The organism is Niameybacter sp., from assembly GCF_036655075.1.
Lineage (GTDB): Bacteria > Bacillota > Clostridia > Lachnospirales > Cellulosilyticaceae > Holtiella.
In genome coordinates, this window is record NZ_JAVVQU010000028.1 from 1 (window position 1) to 22,460 (window position 22,460).

Consider the following 22,460-nt stretch of genomic DNA (forward strand, 5'->3'; position numbering starts at 1 on the left):
CATTCTACATTTATACCCATCTTAACGCAAAAAGAGGTAGACACCTATTAAAGTGTCCACCTCTTTTATTATTTCTTATCTATTAATCATCATCTCTCTCATCATCGTCATCACTATCATTGTCATCATCCAGTTGGTCTTTTTCAAACTCTAAAGTTTTACCTGTTTTGCCATCTAGTTCAATACTATATTCATATTTAGAATCTATAACTTCTACTTCATATACCCATCTATTATCATCTTCGTCTAACTCAATTTCTACAATCTTTCCTGTTGGTACAAGTTTCATCACCAATGTTTTGATTTGTTCTTTTGTAAGTAGTTTATTGCCTACTTCTGGTTTCACTGGAACTTCTGGTTTTACTGGAGTTTCTATATCATCCATATCTAAATCCATTGCGAGCAATGCACCTGTTTCTGGACATACTAAAAGGTCTACCGTACCATTTTTTAGTGTTACATCCACATCATATACCCATAACTGACGTGAAAGCCCCATTTCAATTTCTGTTACTTGACTTCCTGGAAATTGTTTTAATACAAGTGCTTTAATTTGTGCAGGTGAATACTTTGCTACGTATCTTCCATTTTCATAGCGATTTGGCGCATTTTTATCTACTTCTTTTGTATTTAATATTTCTGCTTCGTCTATTAATCCATTACTTCCATCAACTGTAATTTCGATGTGGTAAGTTTTATAAACAAATGTCATCTCGTATTTTACTTTTTGATCATCAATAACTCTTTTACTATTTACAAGTGTTGACCCTTTGGGAAGCTTATTATAAACCTTTTGAATCGCTTCATTCTCTGTTACAATGCCTTCCACAATTTCATCACTTGGAAGAGTTGTTGGTCTATCATTTTGTTGTAACCCTCTAAATTTTAAATCTCTTTCAAGTGTTCTACCTGTTTCTGGGTCTATTTCTAATGAACCTTCTACTGCTTCTGACTTAAATTCTACTTCATAAATCCAGTATCCATTATCTTTTTCAAGCTCAACTTGCTCAACTACTGCCCCTGAATAAGTTTGCTTCACAAGTGCAATTACTTGGTCTTTTGTAAACTTAGGTTTATATTTTTCATTTTTCTTAACTCTATTTTTAGCTTTTGCATCAAACCCTAAATACGTCTCGCTATCTAACTCTTCAACTGTTTTTGATACGGCATCTACAATCACTTCAAATTTTTCCTTTGTTCCTCCATTATGTATTTTAACCTCATACTCTTTGTCATCTTCATCATAACTTGTTGAAATGTGTTCACTTCCGCGAGGCATCATTTGTAAAACAAGTTGTGTCGCTTCCTTTTGAGTCATAAATGTTGGTATAGATGCAGCAAAAGTTGTCACTGTAATAGCACTTAATGCAGTCAATATAACAAATAGTTTTGTAAGTTTCATTTTTAATCTCCTTGTATCGTTTTATTTTATTTACACTACACTATACAGATCTCTTTTTTTATTTGGGGACCTTTTTATCTTTTTTATTTTAAAAAGTAATAATTATAAATTGAAAATCAAAAACAAGTCCTTTTAAGTATGCTATAATTCTAAAACAAAAGCAGACTTAAGTGGGCTTGTTAATTTTTGAATAGTTATCTATGCTTATTTATAGCTTAATTTTTTTCTGATAGGAATGTAGTAGCTTTGTCAAATCCTTATCTTGCTTTTTATAACGTGTATCCAATAACAAACAGACGAGTACATAGATGATTGAAAAACTAATTACAAAGATAAGTACATAGGACTTATTGGACCAGTCTCCCCAAGCAAAATGTGCTGCCCAACAAACTATAATGCCTAAGAGCACTACATATTGCCCCCCTAATAACCATTTATTATTGATGCCTACCATCTTATTACTCAAATAATCTACTCCTGCAATCACACTTGCAAAGATAGCTGCTAGTCCCATACTTTGAAAACAACTTTGAACTAAACTTGGATCTGATTGAAGTCCTACCTTAAAGAGTGCAAATGTTATCATTATAATCGTAAACATCGCATTAAAAAGTGTACAAAAATATTTTATAAAACTCATTTTTTATGAACTCCTAACTTTTCCTTAAATTCCCCTACATAGGACCTTGTAATAATCACGTAATCCCCACTTTTCATAGTGACTTGCATACGTCCATTAAAAAGGGTTTTTAGTGATACGATATGTGCTAGGTTTACTATAACTGATTTAGATGCTCTAAAAAAATAAGTCGCTGATAACTTTTTCTCTAGTTCATATAACTTAAAGCTGAGTAGATACACCCTATCCTTTGTATAAGCAAAGACCTTATCATCTACACTTTCTATATAATAGATGTCATTAGGCTCAATCAAGAAACTTTCTTGCTGATCTACTCCCACAATCTTTTGATTATGACACGCTAAATCATTGATAAAATTCAAAAGTTCAGGCGTGATATGCTTACACCTAATACTTATTTCCGTTTCCTTTAAATCTTCTACTTCTTCAATAGTAACTTTCAAAATACTTCTCCTTATTGTTGCAATATCTTTTTAGGATAGATGTAAGATAGAACTAAACCTATTATTATAAAAACATACGCTATGTTTTCCATAGGTGACGGTAACAAGTCTTTTGTTATGAATTGGAGCGTAAACACAATAACCCATATACTGCTTAGTGTCTTATTAATATTCAGGAATAATTTTGTTTTCACCATTTCCTTGTTGTACTCTATCTTGGAATAACTCATTGTCATAGGCTTTTGCATAAGTATACTTATTAAAAAGCCTGCTATTAAAAATCCATCTACTAGATAAGGTGCCACCTGCTGATAAATATGAGTATCTCCTATACTCAGCACACCATATAGCATGAAGGTAACTAATGCTAATCCTTCTAATGACGTAAGCTCCTTATGCTTTCTTGGCTTAACCCAACTTATAAAGGCTACTATATAAAGAGTCGTCAACAACGTCAAGCTTAAAGGCTGTACATAAGCACCTACGATCCAATAAATAATCCATGGAAGTAAGGCTAAGTTTACCCATATAATCGTATTCATCTTGCTCTTTTCTTCCGTTTCCTCTTTGCCAGACAAGCTTTGGGTGTCAAAGAGCTCTTGAATTTTCATAAAGCTCTCTACATCCCCCTCTACCCTTATCTCTCCGTCAAATAATGCAGCTGCGCCACTTCTTCCCTCAAAAGCAATTTGATACCATATCAGATAGGAGGTATGGATGACTACATCTATTTGGCTTGGTGCCTCTTTGAGTAACTTCCCCTTCCCTTTTTTGACTTGCAAATAATAACTCCCGGCGTTATCAAATTGAAAGGCATAGACAATGTGAGCATCCTTAGCCTTTTTACGATCTACATTAGCTGCCATACCTGCCATAAATATAGGTAACGCCATAGGTGGTTCGGTCACTGTATGTGTTTGTTCTACTTTTGGTATCGTACTTGTTCTTAGCATCCTCTGTGCACACATTACCCCTGATACAATAGCCCCTTCAAATCCCCCACCTGGATTTGACCAGGCGCCTGCAAGTAGTGCGTTGTGAAGTGGCGTTTTAAAACTTACTCGCTTAAAGCCGCCTTGTCCTACACTTTGTTCCCAACCATAGACTGCCCCTTGTGAGTTATTGGTATATCTTTTCATCGTACAGGGGGTTCCAAGTTCCATGACTTTAATATGTTGACTTAAATGAGGGAAGATACGTTCTGCCTTTTCAATGAGTTTCTTAGTGACCTCTAACTTTCTAGCTTGGTAAGCTTCACTTTTATACGCTGGCCAATTATCTATAGTGTCACCTACTATAATGGCAACCACACCTTGTCCTGCACCATTCAACTTAGGATCTAATGTATCATAGCATGTGATTCCAAAACTCATTTGCTCATAATCTCCACTTTTAATGGCTTTATAGGTTTCCTCATGCTTTGTCACTTCTATAAAATAATCCCCCTTGCTCATCCCTAGTTCACGAGATGCACAATCTAGGCCAATGTACAGCTGAGTCAAACTAATCCCTTTTTCTAAACTTTCCAGTCTTTCTTTGTATAGCCTTACCTCTTGCGTCTGTTCCTCTATCATTTCAAAGATAGGAGTGGGGTCACACGCTATAATAAATTGATTGGCATAAAAGGTCTCACCCTTTTTAGTTGTTACCGATACAATCTCCTGCCCAGAAGTCTCAATCTTTACCACTTCAGATGAGCATTGAACTTTAGAGCCTTTTGCTTCTATCATTTCTTTAAATGTGTCTGACAGTTTCCCTGCTCCACCTTCTATATAATACGTTCCACCTATATGGTAAGAAATCCACGGCAAAATATAATAAAGTGCGTTTAACTTTTGGGGTGGTAGGCCATAGTAGAGCCATAAAAATGAAAAGGCTTCTATCAACTCTTCATGTTGTGTATATGTCTTTAAAAAGTCATATAAGGTAATTGACTCAAGATAAGTATTGTATTTGGGCATCCTTGTAGAAGATTTATAGACTTCCACCATATCTTCTTTCACATCCATTAAAAAGCTAAATAATCTTTTTATATTTTCCTTTTCACTTGGATATCTTTGAGTTAAGTACTTTTTATAATCTTCAAAGTTTGAGGGAATATCATTTTCTTCTCCCTCTAATGTGCGTACCGTTGCAGTTTCTGGCTTTTCCAAGAGTTTAATCTTACTGAGTATGCCAAGTTCTTCTAAATAAAGATTAAAAGCATTTCCCTCTCTCATTCCTCCAATTCCATGAAGCGCCGTATCAAATGTATAAAAATGTCCTTCTTTATCTTTTCTTTTAAAATTTGTCGCATAGCCACCTGCCATATGGTGCTTTTCTAAAATGACTACTTTTTTCCCATCATTCGTGAGTTTTAGCCCTGCTGCTAGGCCCGCTAGTCCTCCACCAATAATAACCACATCATAGTTCATCACGTTCCCCCTCTTATTTCGTCTTGTTATCTCCTATTATAAGCAAAGCAGATTCCTTATCAAGACTTCTCCCTGTGAAATGTCTTTTTAAGTGGGTAAGTTACAAAACTTTCTATACGGCCCTTTAGTATGAAATGATTGAAATTAGTCGTAAAAAGTGTTATGCTACCAACGGTAAACATAACAAAAGAACTTGTTTTTATAAGCTCTTTTTTAATGATAAAGCGAGGTAACACTATGATTAAAGTTGATAACTTATCCTATTCATTTCCAGAAAAGGACTTATACAATAACATTTCATTTACATTAGAAGAAGGCCAACATTGTGCATTTATAGGCACAAGTGGTAGTGGAAAAAGTACACTTATCGATATTATTAGAGATCCTGAAAACTATATGTTTGATGGTGACTTAGAAATAGCACCTCATTGTAGAATGGGCTATGTCAGCCAATTCTCTCAATTAGATGACACTAACGAACTTACTGTTTTTGAATACATTGGTGAAACATTTATTAAGCTTCAAAATGAAATCACCGCTATTTGTACAGAAATGGAAACTGCTTCAGACCTTGAAGCTTTACTTGAAAAATATCAAGAAACCTTAGATGCATTTAGTGCTATTGGTGGAGATGACTTTGAAAGTAACATTACTAAAAAGTTAAATCTAGCAAACCTAAATAAACATGAAGATCTTATGGTTTCAAAGCTTAGTGGCGGAGAGTTTAAACTTGTTCAAGTTATTAAGGAAATGCTCACAGGTCCAGACCTTATGATTATGGACGAGCCTGATGTATTCTTAGACTTCGAAAACTTAAATGCCCTGAAAAACCTTATCAATGCCCATAAAGGTACGATTCTTGTTATTACTCATAACAGATATCTCCTCAACCATTGCTTCAACAAAATTCTCCATCTTGAAAACACAGAACTTCAAGAATTTGATGGCAGATATATTGATTACAACTTCTCCTTACTTGAAACTAAAATTGAGTTGCAAGAACTGGCTGTTGCTGACACCCTAGAAATAGAGAGAAATGAAGCCTTAATCAATAAATTAAGAGCTGCCGCAACTGCCTATGCTGAAGCTTCTCGCGGAAAAGCATTAAATGCCCGTGTTAAAATTCAAGAAAGATTAGAAGCCCGTAGAATCAAGGCTCCATTTGTAGAGATTAAACAACCTCAAATCAACTTTGTTACAGAAAATGAAGACTTGGAAACTACTGTTTTAAAAGTTACTGACTATAGTGCGGCCTTTGAAGAAACCCTTTTAGAACATGTAACCTTTGAGATTAATGCCACCGATAAAGTAGCTCTTATTGGACCAAATGGCTGTGGAAAGACTACACTCCTTCGTGCAATCTTTAAAAATAACCATCAAGCAATTGAAATCAATCCAGAAGTTAAAGTGGACTTTTTATCTCAACTTCAAGGCGAAGTCCTTGGTGAGACTCATACTATAGTAGAAGAATTTTTAAATGCTGGATTTGAAACACCTCAAGAGATTAGAACTTACCTCTTAAACTATGGTTTTGGAGAAGAAATGATGAATCACAAAATTGGTGATTTATCTGGAGGTGAAAAAAACATCCTTCAGTTAGCAAAACTTGGTGCACATCCTACAGACTTCTTACTTCTTGATGAACCAACAAGTCATCTTGATACCTACTCACAAATTGCACTTGAAAAAGCCATTGAAAACTACAACGGCGCTATTCTTATGATTTCTCATGATTTCTATTCCATCGTTAACTGTATGGATTACGCTTTAATCATTGATGATAAGACCGTTAGAAAAGTGAGTATGCGTAAATTTAGGAAGATGATTTATGCAAATCATTTTGACAAAGACTATTTAGAAATCGAGCAAAAGAAAAAAACTTTAGAAACTAGAATAGAACTTGCTCTAAAAGATACAGACTTTACACTTGCAAAAATTTTATCCGAAGAATTAGAAGAACTCATCAAATTACTTTAAATTAAAAAGCTAAATCTTTGTAGTCCTTTACATCTAGACTACCTGAGATTTAGCTTTTTTCACGTTTAATATTTCCTAAAAACAAGATTTATAAATACTTATTTAAATAATTCATTGTAGTTCAAAATCTTTATTGACAGCCTATTCCCTTCATGCTAAACTAGGGGGAAATTGTAGGATTTTTAAAATTCTGCCAATTTATCATTAGGAGGCCATAACAGTGCTCAAGATTAAAAACGAACTTTATTTTTATGATATTTATCCAAAGGTGCTCCCTATAGGGCAAGCAGTCACACTTACCATTCGTGCCTTACAAAAACCTTTCCAATCTGAAGAATCATATGAGGTACATATCCATCCTATTAATAAGGCTACACCTCCTATTTTCTCCTGTACACTCCAACCAGAAAACGGTGCATTAATCCTTACACATACCTTTTTAAAAGAACAAGAATACTCAATTCGTATTAGCAGTTCTAAGCAACAAGGCTATATCGCCAAATTATCGGTCTATGCACTAGAAGAAGATTTATTTTCCCGCAAACCACTTGTTGGAGATTTCCACGTACACACATTCTGCTCTGACGGTAAGGAAAGTCCTGAAGTCGTTGCCGCTATGTATCGTCAACATGGCTTTGATTTTATCTCCATTACAGATCACCTTCAATACGAGCCTTCTCTTAAAGCCATTAATACTTATAAATCACTTGATTTAGACTACAAACTCTACCCAGGAGAAGAAATTCATACCCCTGGAAACGAAGTACATCTTGTTAACTTTGGTTCTGATTCTAGCGTCAATGATTTATTCCGCGACCACATCAATTTTGACAATCTTTGGGACCGTCAAGGTACAGCCAAATGGTATGGCGAGATTGCGGCTCTACAAGCAACACTTACAGAAGTTCCTGAAGATGTAGATCCTTTTATTCATGCATCTTGCCTATGGGCCATCTCTAAAGTTCGCGAGGCTAATGGCATGTGTATTCTAGCACACCCTCACTGGCTTTCAGATGTGCGCAATCTTTCAGATTCTTTTACTTCCTTCTATCTTAAGAACGGTTTAGCAGATGCCTTTGAATTAATTGGCGGACAGTCTTGGCATGAGAATATGACCCAAATTGCACTTTATCATCACCTCCAAGCAGGAGGCGCTCAAATTCCTATTGTTGGTAGCAGTGACTCTCATGGTACTGTCAATCCACAACATGGAAATGCCCTGGCACCTCAGCAATACTTCACTGAAGAACGTACCATGGTCTTTGCAACACAAAATAGTAGAGATGCTATCATCTGTGCAGTAAAAAATCTTTATAGCGTGGCTATCGACCATTATGTTGGACAAGACTTCCATATTCATGGTCCTTATCGTTTAGTTCAATATTCACTCTTCCTTCAAGAAGAATACCTTCCTTTACATAATGAAATGTGTTATGAAGAAGGTCGCTTAATGCGCATGTATGCCAATGGATGTGATGAAGCCCATGCTCGTTTAAATGCACTAAAAGGACAAACTGAACGTCTTTACCTTAAGTATTTTGCTCAAATAAAGTAAGCTCTTGTGTTCACATACTTCTCTTATCTTACCTTTGATTAAGAAAAAATCCAAATAAAATTGGCCCAAGTTTGTCACTGACTATAAATGTGTACAATCTTGGGCTAATCTTATTTATGTTCTACCTTTTTATACTTGATTAAAATCAATTATTTTTCTTCTATTTCCTTCAAGCTCAATCTCTAGCTTTTCTCCGTCTGGTAAAAGAACTGTACAAGTAGTATTCTTTTTAGCTATAAGGCTTATTTGTTGTACTTGGCTAGATGCCCATTGGAAGCTCACTTCAATCCCACCTCTTGCAAGGAATCCTTTTGCACTTCCTTTTTGCCACGCTTGTGGTAGTGCTGGCAAAATGCGTATCATCTCCTCATGAGACTGAATAAGCATTTCTGCAATGCCGGAGCATCCGCCCAAATTGCCATCAATTTGGAATGGTGGATGTACTGTAAAAAGATTACACTTAGCCTGTTTTGTCATAAGCGTCAGTAATTTGTTATAAGCATCCTCTGGTTGCAACAATCTGGCATAGAAATTAATCATCCATGCCATACTCCATCCAGTATGTCCACCACCATGTTCTAACCTCCTTTTCAAGGTTACTTTTGCAGCTTCAAACAGCTCTGGTGTTTCTTCTTTTGTAATTTGATTGGCTGGGTGTAGTGCAAAAAGGTGTGACATATGTCTGTGTCCTGGCTCTGCTTCTTCGTAGTCTTTGTACCATTCCATAAGCTGTCCATGTTTCCCCACGCGTATAGCTGGCAACTGTCCAAGAATTTTCTTGAATGACTCAATTTCATCACTATCAACACCTATACTCTGACTTAAATTAATATATTCAGTCATAACCTGTCTAATAATTTGAGCATCCATAGATGGTCCCATACACAGCGCACCTACTTCTCCTGACTCCGCCTTATAGCTGTTTTCTGGTGATAAAGATGGACCTGTAACCAAGTACCCTTCTGGTGATTTAACCAAATACCCTTTATAGAATTTCCCTACCTCTTCTAATATAGGCAAACATACTTCTTTTAAGAACTGCTCATCTTGAGTATAGTGGTAATGGTCACAAAGATGCAGACTAAGCCACGCTAATCCCATGGGCCAAAAAGGTGCGGCTGCAAAAATACCTCCTGGTGTTGTCTGTGCCCACATATTACTTGTATGATGGGCAACTGCCCCTTCACATCCATACAATCTTCTTGCCGTCTCTTTTCCTCTTTCACAAAGTCTTTTAATAAAGTCTATAAGAGGTTGTTGACATTCTATTAAATTGCCTGCACAAGTCAACCAATAGTTCATTTGCAAATTAATGTTAATGGTATAGTTACACTCCCAAGCCGGCATGAAACTTTGACTCCAAAGCCCTTGCAAGTTAGCAGGTAGTGCACCTTCTCTAGAAGAAGCAATAATTAAATATTTGCCATAGGCATAGAAAAGTTCTGCTAACGCCGCCGCTTCTTCTCTTTTGCCTTCTTTACACTCATCCATAAGTTGCTGCGTAATAGGAGTCTCTTGCATTTCACTCAACGTCAATTGATTTTTGTTATAAATTTTTTGATAGTCTTCTATATGATTTGCTTTAACACGCTCAAACCCTTTATTTTTTGCTTGTTCATAGGCTTCTATTGCCTGTTCCTTATAGTCTTCACCTCTAAAAGATGTTCCCACACTGACATAGATTTCTACCTCTTGTGCTTCTTCAACATATACAAAGTCTCCGATAGTCTTTATACTTCCCCCTTGTACTTTGCCTCCGATTAAGGCCATAAAATGTACACCCTCGGGTCCGCTTTGACCTTGTACACATAATGTATCTTCACTATATTTACCACTTTTAACATCAAACGGCCTGCGGTTCATATTTAAAGCGAAAGTAAGTTTGCCTTCTCCCTCTGCCTTAAACTGCATGGCTATAACTTGGTCTGGGTAGCTGACTAAGTATTCTCTTGTATAGTGAGTCCCCTGATGACTATAACTTACCTGACTCATTGCCTCATCTAGGTTAAGTTCTCTTTTATAACTTTCAATCTCTCCAGCAAGCCCTTCAAATGATATACTCAGATGTCCTAAAGGTTGATAAGGATTCATATATTTAGGTGTAGAAGTCATTGCCATTTTTGCAAGTTTGGTTGCCTTACTAATCTCTCCGTTGAAAAGCAATGCTCGAATCTCATCTAGAAATATAGGTGTATCTGGATTATGACAATCTCTATCTCCACCATACCATAATGTATCTTCGTTTAGGAAAACTTGTTCGGACTTGGCCCCACCCATAATCATAGCACCTAATCTTCCATTTCCTATCGGATAGGCTTCTTCCCACTCTCTTGCTGGTCTATCCATTTTTAATAACCGTTTCATTTTGGCTCCTCTTATCGGCACCTTGCCAACCCTTCTTCATCTTTTTATTCTAATTATTTTATTCTAATTTTTCGTATAAAAACTATAAGTGGCTGCTGCAAACGACTCCTCGTCTTACAACAGCCATTAAGATTCTTATATTCTATCTCCTTCTACATAACACTCAATTTCTGTTATCCCTTTCGGAATAGTTAATTTGATAAAGGGTAAGCTTACTTTAGGATGAATAATGTTGCAACTTGTCTCACATTGCATACTTTCTGCTACCCCTTCACCTTTGCGAAGGGTAATACTTGTATAAGCTTCACCATGTTCTAGTCGTACACTTGCACCTTCACAAGTTCTAGTCATTGGACTTGTGCCCAGTACAGGAATTGCAAATCCTGCTTCAAATGCTTCACATTCAATTTCTGAATGTATCGTGTGCTTACGAATATGACCTTTTCCACAAGGTTCTAGCACAGTTTCTACTACAATCCCTTCTAATGGAGACCATTTGGAATAAATACTCTTTTCCCCAATCACTACCACTTCACATTTTCTACGTACAAAACACATATGGTTATGCATGAAGGTAAGCATATTATCAGGTGCTGCTTGACTTAATGAGTAGTAGGATCTTGGTACATTGAATCCAAAGTATGTAGAATAAGCAAATTTTGAATATTTTTCAGCTGTATGTAAAGGCTCCCAACCTGCATATTGACCTGAAGCAAGTGCTACTGCGTGATTAGGAGAAATGCGTTGAATCATCAACATAGCATGTTTTTGCACACGAATCTCATCTAATGTTGGTAGTGGCTCTTCCTCTGCAAGCCAGAAAGGATGGTGATCATCAAGCGCTAGCACAAGGAAGCTCTTGAATGACCAGTAAGGGGACCCTGAACTATTGTATCCTTCTGTCATTTGAATATTAGGGTAGCCATAACCAATAGTGAGTTTACCTTCAGCATCTAAAATCGGTCTACTAAACCAACTTCTAAAATGTCTATTCACAATACCTTTCATAACACCCCATGAGAATACCTCTACATCTGCAAAGGCTAATGCACTCCAGAAAGCACATTGTGCAAATCTGTAAGTTAAAGAACGTCCATAAGGAAGAGATTCTCCACCTTCTACAAACCAGTAAATAAAATCTTGTGCAAAAAGTTTTGCGCGTTCTTTATAGGTTTCACATCTTGCAGGGTCTATATCTTTCATCTTTTTTGCATAAACTAAGCTATAAAAATGCATTGCAAAAGCTACATAATAATCACGTTGACTAGATTTACCGTCTGAGTACCATCCCTCACCTAAGTAGAACTTTTCTACTGTTTCTAAGGATTCATTGATGGCTTCTTCGCTATATTCGGCACCTACACTTCTTAAGCCAATATTGACAAAGACTCTAAAGAATAACCAGTTATTTGACGGAATAACATGCTCATTAATTTGTAATAACCATATATTAAGATTTTTTTGTTCTTCTGCTTTTAAAGGTGTCCAGAATTTCTCTGGCGCTAAGAGAAGTCCAAGTCCTATCGCAGCCATCTCTACGAAAGATTGATGACAGGTTGATCCCTTTCCCCAATATTCTTTATGCACTTCATTAGGTCCATTTTTAAGCCCTTCTTGATAGAAAGCATCAAAATCACTTTTTCCTCCACCTGCAAAGAAAGGCACTAATCCCCATAAAGGTCTAGAGAATGTCTCAAGTGCTATTGTTCTTTGGTCATAATGTGCTTCTGTTACTCCAATTTTCAATCCTGCTTTGCCTTGAAAGAAATATTTTTTTAAAGGCTCACATAATGCGAGTACCGATTCTTGATAATCCTGTTTGGTATTAAATTTAAGCGTATTCATATCCCTTTACCTGCTCTTTCTTTTCACTACCAGAATAGTTGTTCATTTCCTTTTAATTTATAAAGCGCCTCTACAAAGAAATAATCCCCATAAATAATAGGTATATGTCTACCACCACCATCACTGTGATACTTTTCTGTACCCATTTGTAAAATACTATCTTCTGCTTCATCCCAGTTACAGAACTTTTCTTCCATTGCCTTCAGCATACGTACTGCTGGTGTTAAGTAAACATGTTTTTCATATTCTGGTACCATACGCGCTATTTCAATAAGTCCGCAAGCTGCTATAGCCCCTGCTGTGCTGTCATAAATCACAGGTTCTTGTGGGGACCTAAAGTCACATTTTGGTAAGTAATCCTCACTTATATTAGCAATGAAATAATGAGCAATACGCTTAGCTGTTTCTAAGTATTCTTCTTTTTGTGTATGTATATAGCTTAAAACGAACCCATATAGTGCCCAAGCTTGCCCTCTACTCCAAGAAGAACCTACTCCATAGCCTTGCCCACCTTTTTCTTTTAGTACGCCGCCATTGATTGCATCATAAACAATAATATGTTTGACACTGCCATCTGGTCTTACATGGTTTTCCATAGTTGTATCTGCATGGCTTTCTGCAATGAATCGAAATCTTTCATCTTTTGTTTCCCTAGATGCCCAGTAAAGAAGAGGAATATTCATCATACAATCAATAATTGCCCATCCTTCTGTTCCATTTCCATTCCACGCTCTGATAAATTGACCCTTTAAGTTGTAGCGTCCAGCTAATGTATTCGCCGTATATAATGCTCTAACTTTTGCTTGCTTATCTCCTAATAAACGATAATGTACACCACTTGTAATATGCCACATAAAGCCTACATCATGATGGAGTCCATCATAGTTTTGTAGTGCCTTATCAAGTCGTTCCTCACCTTTTATTGCAGTGTCTTTATAGAGGTCATCCCCTGTAGCTGTATACATAAGCCACATCATGCCTGGCCAAAATCCATTTGTCCACCAAGATACATTATTTTTAGATTGGTCATCAAATTGTCCATCTACACTTGTATAAGGCAATTTTTCTTGATTTCTAGGTGCAACTTGTCTCAACTTATGCTCGATCCTATTCCAGGTTTTATCAATCCAAAGTTCTTCCATGTTCTTTCCCCTTGTCTTATCTTCTTTATATGGACATTTGCAATGTCTTTAAAATCATAGAGAGATGAAGCTATCTAAGGATACCCTTATACAGCTTCACCTCTCTTATTTATTCTGCTTTTACAACTTCTACTTCAACCGTTATTGCTGCTTCATTATTCGCAAAGTCGGTAACTTTTAAAGTTACATTGTATTGGCCAACTGTTGTTGTATCTAATTCTGAAAGGTCTGCTTCCACTTGTTTCTTAAGTGAAATACCATCTTTATCTTCTACTGTTTCTATAAAGTCATTGTTCCAATTAATTTTATTAACATCTTCTCCTAATTTAAGTTCTCTATAATCTTCTTTTGCCACTAATGTTGGAGGTATTGTATTTTTGTCATCAAAAATAATAATGTCTTGTTTAAAAATACCCTCATTACCATTACTATCTTGTATCTTAATTTGTAATGCACCTGGATAAGTTGCTGGCTTTGTATTGTCTACATCTACAATTTCAACAGTAGCTGTAGACATATCTAAATCTCCATCAATATTATCTTTCGCTGTAAAGTCAGCTTTAAAATCAATCACTGAAAGATCTGTTCCCACAGGATAGCTGTAAAGATCTTCATTAACTTTTGTTACTTTAGGGCTTACATTATCTTGTGCTGTCCCTGAATTCAATGCCTTTTCTTTAATATCCATAGCTTCTTGGAAAATACCTAGATTTTGTTCAATAGCAACAGGATAACTCGGTATATTATTTCTACCATAGATAGAATCTCCCACTAATCGGATAAATCTGCCACTCATACTAAATATATCAGCAAGTTCATTTACAACTGTTTCGCTTGCTCTCTTACGATAAATATCTACCATATCTGAACCTATTTCTGGATGGAACATATCCATCCCTATAAATACATCTTTTTCTTCCTCCTCTTTAGGCTCACCTGTCTCATCATTTAGGTACATATATGTTGCTTGAATAATAACTGGAATCTTCTCAGGGTCAGTACCTTTTAAGATACCATAACTTTCTCCTGGTATACGACAATCACGGTAGTTAGGATCATCGAATGCCATATGATCTGGTCTAGGAAATGGTACATATCCCATAGATTGTCCTTTCTCTGCAAGCATCTTAGAATGTCCCCTTGACTTCCAATCTTCAATAAGTGAAAATACTGTTTCACCTTTACCAATAGATTCTCGCCCATCTACAATATCTTGGTTTGTTTGTCCTTCATTTTGTACATAAACTAAATGTGACTCAATAAGTTCTTCTGTATAAGCAACTGCCTCTTTGGTCTCTTTTGATTCTACCCCTAATCCATTACGCCCATAAACACTTCCCCCTGCTGCATGAACAGCTTGGAGTACAATGTCATAATGGCTAGACCAGAAAGCTTCAATACGTCTTTCAGGACGGTCTGGTGCTTGACTATTTTCATAGTAACTATCTATTTTCCCAAGGTACTCTTTAAAGGTACTCCATGTCCACTCACCTGCTAAATAAAGATCTGTAGGATACACAGTTTTACCATCTACCTTTAGCGAATCTACTGCTTCTATGTAATCGATGTTATACATAAGGGGTAAGAATGTTGTCTCCTTATCTCCCCCTATTCTTAGAAAGTAATTTTTATCAAATACTTTAGGTGGTGCTTCTTCCTTAAGCAGCTCTTCCCACTCATCTAATGGTTGCAAAACATTTTGTCCTAAAATAGTTCCAGCCCCATATGTGTAGATACGAGCAACCTCACATATAGGATCTCCTGATAATACGCTTTGTAATAAAACTTCTGTTGTGTCTCCAGGGAATTCTACAAATTCCATTTCGACATTGAGTGTCTGCCTAATATTATCTAGTACTTTCAGTTTAGTCTGCCTTGCTTCTTCTCCCATTCTATACTCACCTGTTATAGGATCCTTATAATTGGGGTCATTTTCACCAATTGCACCCGTCCCAAAACGTACGACTATCGGTTCCGCCTTTTCCTTATTACCGTTAACTGTACTTGCCTTTTGTTCAGGTCCACTACACCCTGTTAATAGTATTGCACTTGCCATAGCTACCGAAATAAACTTTTTATACTTTTTAAATAACATAGAACTTCCCCCCATTTTTCTAAATGTATTTAAATTTCTAGTTTAAATCCTAATGCTACTAAGTTTTCTCCTACAGTTGCCTCTGGTAAAGTAACTTGAATACCTTTTTCTGTTGTCTTAAATTCAAGTGGTGTGATCTCCCCTAATAAGGTAACTGATTTAACTGCTTTTTCTGTATAAGGAATCATCATTTGTAATTCAACTGCTTCTTCCTCTTCATAAAGTTTGAATGCATATACAAGTTTTTCTTTTGCTTTTTGTGTAAAGGCAAAATTATTTTCAAAGTAAGGGCTACATACTCTTGTTCCATAAATACCTTCACCATTTACATTCAGCCATTGACCTAATTCCTTAATGCGTTTAATTGCATTTTTAGGAAGTCTTCCATCTGGTTGAGGGCCTACGTTTAAAGCTAAATTCCCCCCTTTTGCTACAATGTTGAGGAGCATATGTACAATTTCTCTTATAGATTTGTATTCATCTTCATAAGCAAATGAGAAAGATGTACCCATTGTAATACAGCTTTCCCAAGGTATGGGGATTGGTTTAGATGGAATACATTGTTCTGGTGTAATATAGTTCTCGTAAGGTCCACCAATGGTACGGTCTGCTGAGATAATCCATGGTTGTATTTTTCGAATCTTATCTACTACCTCTCCAAGACGAATGTCTTGCCCTGCTTCTTCACATACCCATCCCGCATCGAACCATAAAACATCAATCTTGCCATAGTTCGTACATAATTCTAAAAGTTGATTATGTGTAAACTGTATAAATTCTTCCCAGAGTTCTTTATGCTCTGCTGGTTTATATGAAGGCCCTCTCCATGTGAAGTCTCCACGTTCCATATTGGGTGCCCAATAAGATGGCACATGCCAATCTGCTTTTGAGAAGTAAGCTACAATACCCATTCCCTTTCTTCTAAATGCTTCGAATATATTGGCACAAATATCAGTATGTTTATTCGTATGGAATGGACAATCTGGTGCTGTTACTTTGTAATCAGAATACTGAGTATCCCACATACAAAAACCATCATGATGTTTAGTCGTAAAGATAAGGTATTTGAATCCACCTTCTTTAGCTAAGGCTGCCCACTCATCTGGTTGAAATCTCACAGGATTAAAAGTTTTATTTAAGTTTCTGTACTGCTCTTTAAATTCTTTTCCTGTTACATCCCAGTCGACACCTCTCCTAGACCATTCAGCATCGTGATCACTCATTGCCCAAGATTCTACTAACCCTAATTGTGAATAATGCCCCCAGTGCATCATTAATGCCAATTTTTGATCTTGGAACCATTCAAGGTGTTCGATTACCTTTGGTTCTGTAGGTGGAACATAGCTGTCTACGCTACTATAAGTATGTACACCTTGTTCTACTACTTCTTCTACTTCCACCTCTACAGTTGTTTCTTCTAACACCTCTAATAGTTGTTCATTTTCTGACATCTTCAAACCTCCTGGTTATCCTTTTCTTGTGAATTGTCACAAATTTTTATTATAACATTTTAATTTTTAGTGTAATTTTATTAAAATATTATGATTTATTCTATATTATTATTTGAATTATTACAATCACTTCCTTTTGTTTTTATTTATTTTTATTTTTACTTTTGTTCTTTTGACTTTCCCAATAAACTCATTTATCTAATTATTTTTCTTTCAATTTATTTAGTTGATGACTTAATTCTCAACACTTTCAGCCTATATCCTTTCATTTTCATTTGTATGAATTATTATAAAACAATCTAAAAATTACTTTCAAAAACTAACTTTTATAGATTATACAAGCTAACTAAGTTGTAAACTTTTTTACATTATTATTTTATCTTCACTTTTTACACACTCTCAGTACTTTATTTTTTAATTTACCAAATATAAATTTAAGTTTATTATCTAATTGTTTTATAAATAGATATACCCCCTCTTATTCGTTTTGAACCGCCCATATATTGCATTGTGGAGATATCAATATCCATTTATAGACAAAATAGACGTAAGCGTACTCTCAAGCACGCCTCGTTTTAACTGATATATTTTATTATACTATCTTCAAAACATTGGAGGTAGTATATGAGAAACAGAAAAAGCACGATAAAACAAGAACGTATTAATCTAGTGGCCCCGTTCATTGCAAGTGGTGAATCCCAGGTTAGTTGGTGCAAAAAACAAGGGATTGCAGCATGTATTTGAGTAAATCCAATTAAAGCATGACGTATATCTGAAAGATGTAAAAATAGAAATACGCCACAAAACTAGTACTAGTATACTAGCCGTGGCGTATTTTTTATAGGCGTACTTGAATTGACGCTTACTTAACATGACAACTTATCTCCATAAAGTTCCTAGAAAATAAAAATGCCATAATGGCATCCTAAAGGTATCGAATCTTTTAGAAAGGATGTGAGACATTATGGCATATAGAAGTAGCATCTCCAGAGAACGTAGAATTATACTAATTTACCAAGGATAAACTGATAAGAGCAAGTAGTATCCTTAGTTTAAATATATAGAATTTACAATTCAACCCTAAAACGCTAACTGCGTAAAAATATTAAAGATGATGTGAAAATTTTGCAAGTGTTTACTTTTTAGCGTGTTCTAATACAAGTTTCATTTTTTCTTGTACATGTTCATAACTGTTGGCATCATGAGGTTTTGTACATCCCATACAACTTTTGATACCTGATTCTAGATAGGTGAAGTTTCCACCACACTCCTCTTTGAGCATATATAATGGACAATAACAAAACAAACAATTAAAGTCCTCTATATTTTCTAATTTATGGCATGGAAAATACTCACATGCTGTATTTTGAAACTTTTTATAACCTTCCATATTGTACCTCCTGACTTTTGATTGACTCATCTATTCTACTTTAACAAAACCTATTTTTTCAATTCCTTTATATTGAAGGAAGTATGATTATTAAACTAGGCAAACTGTGCTTCATACAAAGAACAATAGAAGCCTCTTTGATGCATCAAGCTTTCATGGCTTCCTTGCTCAATCACTTCTCCATCCTTAACAACTAGAATGGTATCGGCATTCTGAATGGTAGAAAGACGATGGGCAATGACAAAGCAGGTTTTGTTCTCCATCAACTTTCTCATAGCCTGACCTATTTGTATCTCCGTTCTTGTATCTACATTGGAGGTTGCCTCGTCTAAAATCAGCATAGGTGCCTCGAGTAACATGGCCCTTGCAATCGTTAGAAGTTGTTTCTGTCCTTTGGAAATGTTAGCTCCCTCATCATTAATGACAGTATCATACCCTTGTGGTAGTCTTTGAATAAAGGAATGGATTTTAACAGCTTTAGCTGCTGCAATAACCTCTTCACGCGTTGCGCCTTCTTTACCATAAGCTAGATTGTCATAAATAGTCCCATGGAATAACCACGTTTCCTGCAATACCATAGCAAATGATTTTCTTAGACTTTCACGAGTAAGCTCTGTACTTGGATGATTATCTACCAAAATATTTCCACTTTGAACATCATAAAAGCGCATTAAGAGATTAATCAACGTTGTCTTCCCAGCACCTGTTGGTCCTACAATAGCAATGAGCTTACCAGGTTCTACCTGTAAAGATAGGTCGTGAATAATGTTTTTCCCTTTTTCATAACCAAACTGAACATGACTCAGTTCTACCCTGCCTTCCACACCTTTCTCACCACCAAGAACAATAGCTGTTTCTCCATCTTCTACCTCATTCAGCTCATCTAGAAGACTAAATATTCGCTCTGTTGCTGCTAGAGAAGATTGCAACTCACTTACAATATTAGCAGCTTCGTTGATAGGTCCTGAAAATTTTCTGGAGTACAAAATAAAAGAGGAAATATTCCCGATTGTCATTTTACCTGCAAGGAATAACATGGCTCCAAATACACTGATTAAAGATAAAGATAGATTGTTTATAAAGTTAACACAAGGACCTGCCATCCCACCATAGTAATCCGCTTTATAGTAAGCATCTACTGCCTCTTTATTTTTCTTACGAAACTTAGTAAGTACATTCTGCTCTTGTGTATAGGCCTTTAAGGTCTTCTGTCCTGACACCATTTCCTCTGTAAATCCATTAAGTAAGCCAAGTTTTGCCGAACGATCTCTAAAGAGTGGCCTTGTTTTACTTGTAATAAACTTTGTAATGCCCATAGATAATGGCACTGTCAAGCAAAAAACTAAAACGAGTTGCTTAGAAATCACCAACATCATAGCTAGTGCACCTGTTACAGTAATAAGTGTGGTGAGTATTTGAATCAGGTCACTGGATAATGAAGCATTAATAGTATCAATATCATAGGTGATTCGACTAATAATATCCCCTGTCTGCCTTGTATCAAAGTACCCTACTGGGAGCTTCAAAAGCTTATCAAAAACATCTTTTCTCATTCGCTTAACGACCTTTTTACTAATCGTAAGCATCAAGATGGCTAACCAATAAGAAAGTACACTTGATATGAGATAAAAAGCAATCATACACCCTGCATAATAAAATACCTTTTCAAACTGCACCTTACCAACACCTACAATAGCATCTACTGCATAACCTGAGAGCATAGGCCCCACAAGTGCTAGTAGATTACTTCCCACCGTGAGTATCAATGCGACCAACAATAATCCTTTATATTGCATCAAGTAAAGTGCTAATCTTAAAAGCGTTGCCTTCTTATTTGTTGCTTGGTTGCCAGCCTTCTGGCCTTTAATACTTTTATCGACTTTTAGTTCTCCTACAAATCCACGTTGACCCATTTAAGCCACACCTCCCATTTGAGATGCACTAATCTGTTTATACGACTCACACTGTGCCATCAACTGCTCATGTCTACCATAGCCAATCATACGGCCCTCTTCTAGGACAATAATATGATCTGCTTGCATGATGGAACTTACTCTTTGAGCAACGATGATTTTTGTTGTCTTTGTAAAATGCATACTCAACTCTTGTCGCAACATAGCATCTGTTTGGTAGTCTAGTGCACTAGATGAGTCATCTAGAATTAAAATATCAGGATGGGCTGCTAAAGCTCTTGCAATCAGGATTCTTTGCTTTTGTCCACCACTTAGATTGGCTCCCTTTATATCTAAGGCTTCCTCTAGATTATTCGTTTTTTGATCCACAAATTCCTTCGCTCTTGCATAAAGCAAAGCCTCTTGAATAGCCTCTTCACTGAGATTTCTTCCCAAGTTTACATTCTCTAAGATTGTATCTTCAAAAATTATATCATTTTGAAAAGCTACTCCAAATTTCCCTCTTAGCTCCTGTATAGGAATCGTTTTGATATCTCTACCATGGATTAAAATACGACCTTGCTTCACATCATAAAATCGCAAAAGCAGACTGACAATGGTTGTTTTTCCTGCACCTGTCCCCCCTAATATGCCTAATGTTTCTCCTGGCTTCACTTCAAAGCTAATATCCTTTAAGTCATCTTCCTCACCCTCATTATAGGCAAATGAAACATGCTCAAAGACAATATGACAGCCTTTCTTTTGTTCATGAGTTGGACTAGGATACTCCTCTTCGTAAGTCTTTAGAACTTCTACCACTTCCATATCATCTTCTAATGCTAAAATTATATCAATACGATTAGCCGATGCAATCGCTTTTGAGAGAATAACAAACATCTTGGATATGGCAATCATAGCATTAAGAATAATTGTAAAATAAGTCATAAAAGCTAAAATTTTTCCCACTTCACTGAGTCCACTATTTACTCTAAACGCCCCTACGATTAATACACCAACTAAAGCTAAGTTCATAATGACGCTTACACTCGGGTCTATAACAGCCATGACCCTTCCCGCTTTTTGCTCTTGCCCTACCACCTCATCATTAATACGCCCCAAACGGTCTCTTTCGTAATCCTCTTTAGATAAGGCCTTGATTACACGAATACCACTAATGTCCTCCCTAACAATCCTCACGAAACGGTCAATGGACTGTTGTAACTGAGTATACATAGGAATACTTTTTCGTGATACCTTAATCATAATCCACGCCAAAAATGGCAAAGTGATCATCAGTACGCAAGCTAATACAGGATCTAATGTCAATGTTACAATGATTCCACCAATCAAAAGAATGGGCGCTCTTACGCCTAGGCGCTGTATTCTTCCTATCATTTGATGGATATTATATGTATCTGTTGTCAACCTTGCCATAAGTGACGGCTTCGTATAAGTATCAATATACGTATCCGATAAGCACATGACTTTCTCAAATAAATCATTCCTAATATTTTCTGTTGCATCGCTTGCCACTTTAGAGGCCATTCTATTGGCAATGATATTAAATGCTACGGCTAAAAATGAACACACTATCATCATAAGCCCCCATAGATAAATCTGACTCTTATCTTTTGTAGGAATGATCGTATCTATCATATACGCCAAAATCCATGGTAAACACAGGTCCATAATAGAACCTACAAACTTAATGATAAAGCCTTCACTCATACGCCAATAATAAGGCCTTAAATAATACGTTAAAATCTTTTGCATTGTTGTCTCTACCTCCTTTAACTGTTGTCATATTATTATTTGCATATTTATTATTCTAATATAGTTTAGAATTTAAT

The 22,460-nt window shown here is 36.1% G+C and carries 14 protein-coding genes; 2 read left to right on the forward strand and 12 right to left on the reverse strand.

Features of this window, described 5'->3' with window-relative positions:
• Positions 1 to 82: 82 nt before the first annotated feature.
• The 4 genes from RRY75_RS08985 to RRY75_RS09000 form a co-directional block, all read right to left on the reverse strand.
• Positions 83 to 1,402 (reverse strand): PepSY domain-containing protein, encoded by a 1,320-nt coding sequence (locus RRY75_RS08985; RefSeq protein WP_332491974.1) that lies wholly within the window; start codon positions 1,400 to 1,402, stop codon positions 83 to 85.
• 208 nt (positions 1,403 to 1,610) lie between these two features.
• Entirely contained in the window at positions 1,611 to 2,042 is a 432-nt protein-coding gene (locus tag RRY75_RS08990; RefSeq protein WP_332491972.1) for a hypothetical protein, read from the reverse strand.
• Positions 2,039 to 2,485: a LytTR family DNA-binding domain-containing protein gene (locus RRY75_RS08995; protein ID WP_332491970.1), complete on the reverse strand. Its 447-nt coding sequence runs from the start codon at positions 2,483 to 2,485 to the stop codon at positions 2,039 to 2,041. Before RRY75_RS08995 ends, RRY75_RS08990 begins: the two co-directional genes overlap by 4 nt.
• A gap of 11 nt (positions 2,486 to 2,496) precedes the next feature.
• Positions 2,497 to 4,899 carry a phytoene desaturase family protein gene (locus RRY75_RS09000; protein WP_332527208.1) on the reverse strand — a complete coding sequence of 801 codons (2,403 nt, stop codon included), beginning with the start codon at positions 4,897 to 4,899 and terminating at the stop codon, positions 2,497 to 2,499.
• Positions 4,900 to 5,136: 237 nt separating this feature from the next.
• Here RRY75_RS09000 and RRY75_RS09005 point away from each other — a divergent pair, with 237 nt between their 5' ends.
• Both RRY75_RS09005 and RRY75_RS09010 read left to right on the forward strand, forming a co-directional pair.
• Positions 5,137 to 6,876, forward strand: a complete 1,740-nt coding sequence (locus tag RRY75_RS09005; protein ID WP_332716439.1) for an ABC-F family ATP-binding cassette domain-containing protein — start codon at positions 5,137 to 5,139, stop codon at positions 6,874 to 6,876.
• 220 nt (positions 6,877 to 7,096) lie between these two features.
• Positions 7,097 to 8,431: a PHP domain-containing protein gene (locus tag RRY75_RS09010; RefSeq protein ID WP_332491964.1), complete on the forward strand. Its 1,335-nt coding sequence runs from the start codon at positions 7,097 to 7,099 to the stop codon at positions 8,429 to 8,431.
• 129 nt (positions 8,432 to 8,560) lie between these two features.
• Here RRY75_RS09010 and RRY75_RS09015 read toward each other — a convergent pair whose 3' ends face one another.
• The 8 genes from RRY75_RS09015 to RRY75_RS09050 all read right to left on the reverse strand — a co-directional run bounded on the left by RRY75_RS09015 (position 8,561) and on the right by RRY75_RS09050 (position 22,383).
• Positions 8,561 to 10,795 carry a glycoside hydrolase family 95 protein gene (locus tag RRY75_RS09015; protein ID WP_332527205.1) on the reverse strand — a complete coding sequence of 745 codons (2,235 nt, stop codon included), beginning with the start codon at positions 10,793 to 10,795 and terminating at the stop codon, positions 8,561 to 8,563.
• Positions 10,796 to 10,930: 135 nt separating this feature from the next.
• Positions 10,931 to 12,640 (reverse strand): DUF2264 domain-containing protein, encoded by a 1,710-nt coding sequence (locus RRY75_RS09020; RefSeq protein ID WP_332716443.1) that lies wholly within the window; start codon positions 12,638 to 12,640, stop codon positions 10,931 to 10,933.
• 26 nt (positions 12,641 to 12,666) lie between these two features.
• Positions 12,667 to 13,782: a glycoside hydrolase family 88 protein gene (locus tag RRY75_RS09025; RefSeq protein WP_332527203.1), complete on the reverse strand. Its 1,116-nt coding sequence runs from the start codon at positions 13,780 to 13,782 to the stop codon at positions 12,667 to 12,669.
• Positions 13,783 to 13,891: 109 nt separating this feature from the next.
• Positions 13,892 to 15,877 carry a hypothetical protein gene (locus RRY75_RS09030; RefSeq protein ID WP_332527202.1) on the reverse strand — a complete coding sequence of 662 codons (1,986 nt, stop codon included), beginning with the start codon at positions 15,875 to 15,877 and terminating at the stop codon, positions 13,892 to 13,894.
• Between the two features lie 29 nt (positions 15,878 to 15,906).
• Positions 15,907 to 17,328 (reverse strand): alpha-L-fucosidase, encoded by a 1,422-nt coding sequence (locus RRY75_RS09035; protein WP_332491953.1) that lies wholly within the window; start codon positions 17,326 to 17,328, stop codon positions 15,907 to 15,909.
• 1,135 nt (positions 17,329 to 18,463) lie between these two features.
• The gene (locus tag RRY75_RS09040; protein WP_332491951.1) at positions 18,464 to 18,718 is read right to left on the reverse strand and encodes a cysteine-rich small domain-containing protein; all 255 of its coding nucleotides are present in this window, start codon (positions 18,716 to 18,718) and stop codon (positions 18,464 to 18,466) included.
• A 95-nt stretch (positions 18,719 to 18,813) separates the two neighbouring features.
• Positions 18,814 to 20,631, reverse strand: a complete 1,818-nt coding sequence (locus RRY75_RS09045) for an ABC transporter ATP-binding protein (RefSeq protein ID WP_332491949.1) — start codon at positions 20,629 to 20,631, stop codon at positions 18,814 to 18,816.
• Positions 20,632 to 22,383, reverse strand: coding sequence for an ABC transporter ATP-binding protein (locus tag RRY75_RS09050; protein ID WP_332491948.1), 1,752 nt, complete (start codon positions 22,381 to 22,383; stop codon positions 20,632 to 20,634).
• Positions 22,384 to 22,460 lie beyond the last annotated feature (77 nt).

Excerpts from the sequence above, each read along its gene's own strand:
- RRY75_RS09020 (WP_332716443.1), bottom strand. The coding sequence starts at position 12,640 with ATGAATACGCTTAAATTTAATACCAAACAGGATTATCAAGAATCGGTA.
- RRY75_RS09025 (WP_332527203.1), bottom strand. The coding sequence starts at position 13,782 with ATGGAAGAACTTTGGATTGATAAAACCTGGAATAGGATCGAGCATAAG.
- RRY75_RS09015 (WP_332527205.1), bottom strand. The coding sequence starts at position 10,795 with ATGAAACGGTTATTAAAAATGGATAGACCAGCAAGAGAGTGGGAAGAA.
- RRY75_RS09030 (WP_332527202.1), bottom strand. The coding sequence starts at position 15,877 with ATGTTATTTAAAAAGTATAAAAAGTTTATTTCGGTAGCTATGGCAAGT.
- RRY75_RS09040 (WP_332491951.1), bottom strand. The coding sequence starts at position 18,718 with ATGGAAGGTTATAAAAAGTTTCAAAATACAGCATGTGAGTATTTTCCA.
- RRY75_RS09000 (WP_332527208.1), bottom strand. The coding sequence starts at position 4,899 with ATGAACTATGATGTGGTTATTATTGGTGGAGGACTAGCGGGCCTAGCA.
- RRY75_RS09050 (WP_332491948.1), bottom strand. The coding sequence starts at position 22,383 with ATGCAAAAGATTTTAACGTATTATTTAAGGCCTTATTATTGGCGTATG.
- RRY75_RS08985 (WP_332491974.1), bottom strand. The coding sequence starts at position 1,402 with ATGAAACTTACAAAACTATTTGTTATATTGACTGCATTAAGTGCTATT.
- RRY75_RS08990 (WP_332491972.1), bottom strand. The coding sequence starts at position 2,042 with ATGAGTTTTATAAAATATTTTTGTACACTTTTTAATGCGATGTTTACG.
- RRY75_RS09045 (WP_332491949.1), bottom strand. The coding sequence starts at position 20,631 with ATGGGTCAACGTGGATTTGTAGGAGAACTAAAAGTCGATAAAAGTATT.
- RRY75_RS09035 (WP_332491953.1), bottom strand. The coding sequence starts at position 17,328 with ATGTCAGAAAATGAACAACTATTAGAGGTGTTAGAAGAAACAACTGTA.
- RRY75_RS09005 (WP_332716439.1), top strand. The coding sequence starts at position 5,137 with ATGATTAAAGTTGATAACTTATCCTATTCATTTCCAGAAAAGGACTTA.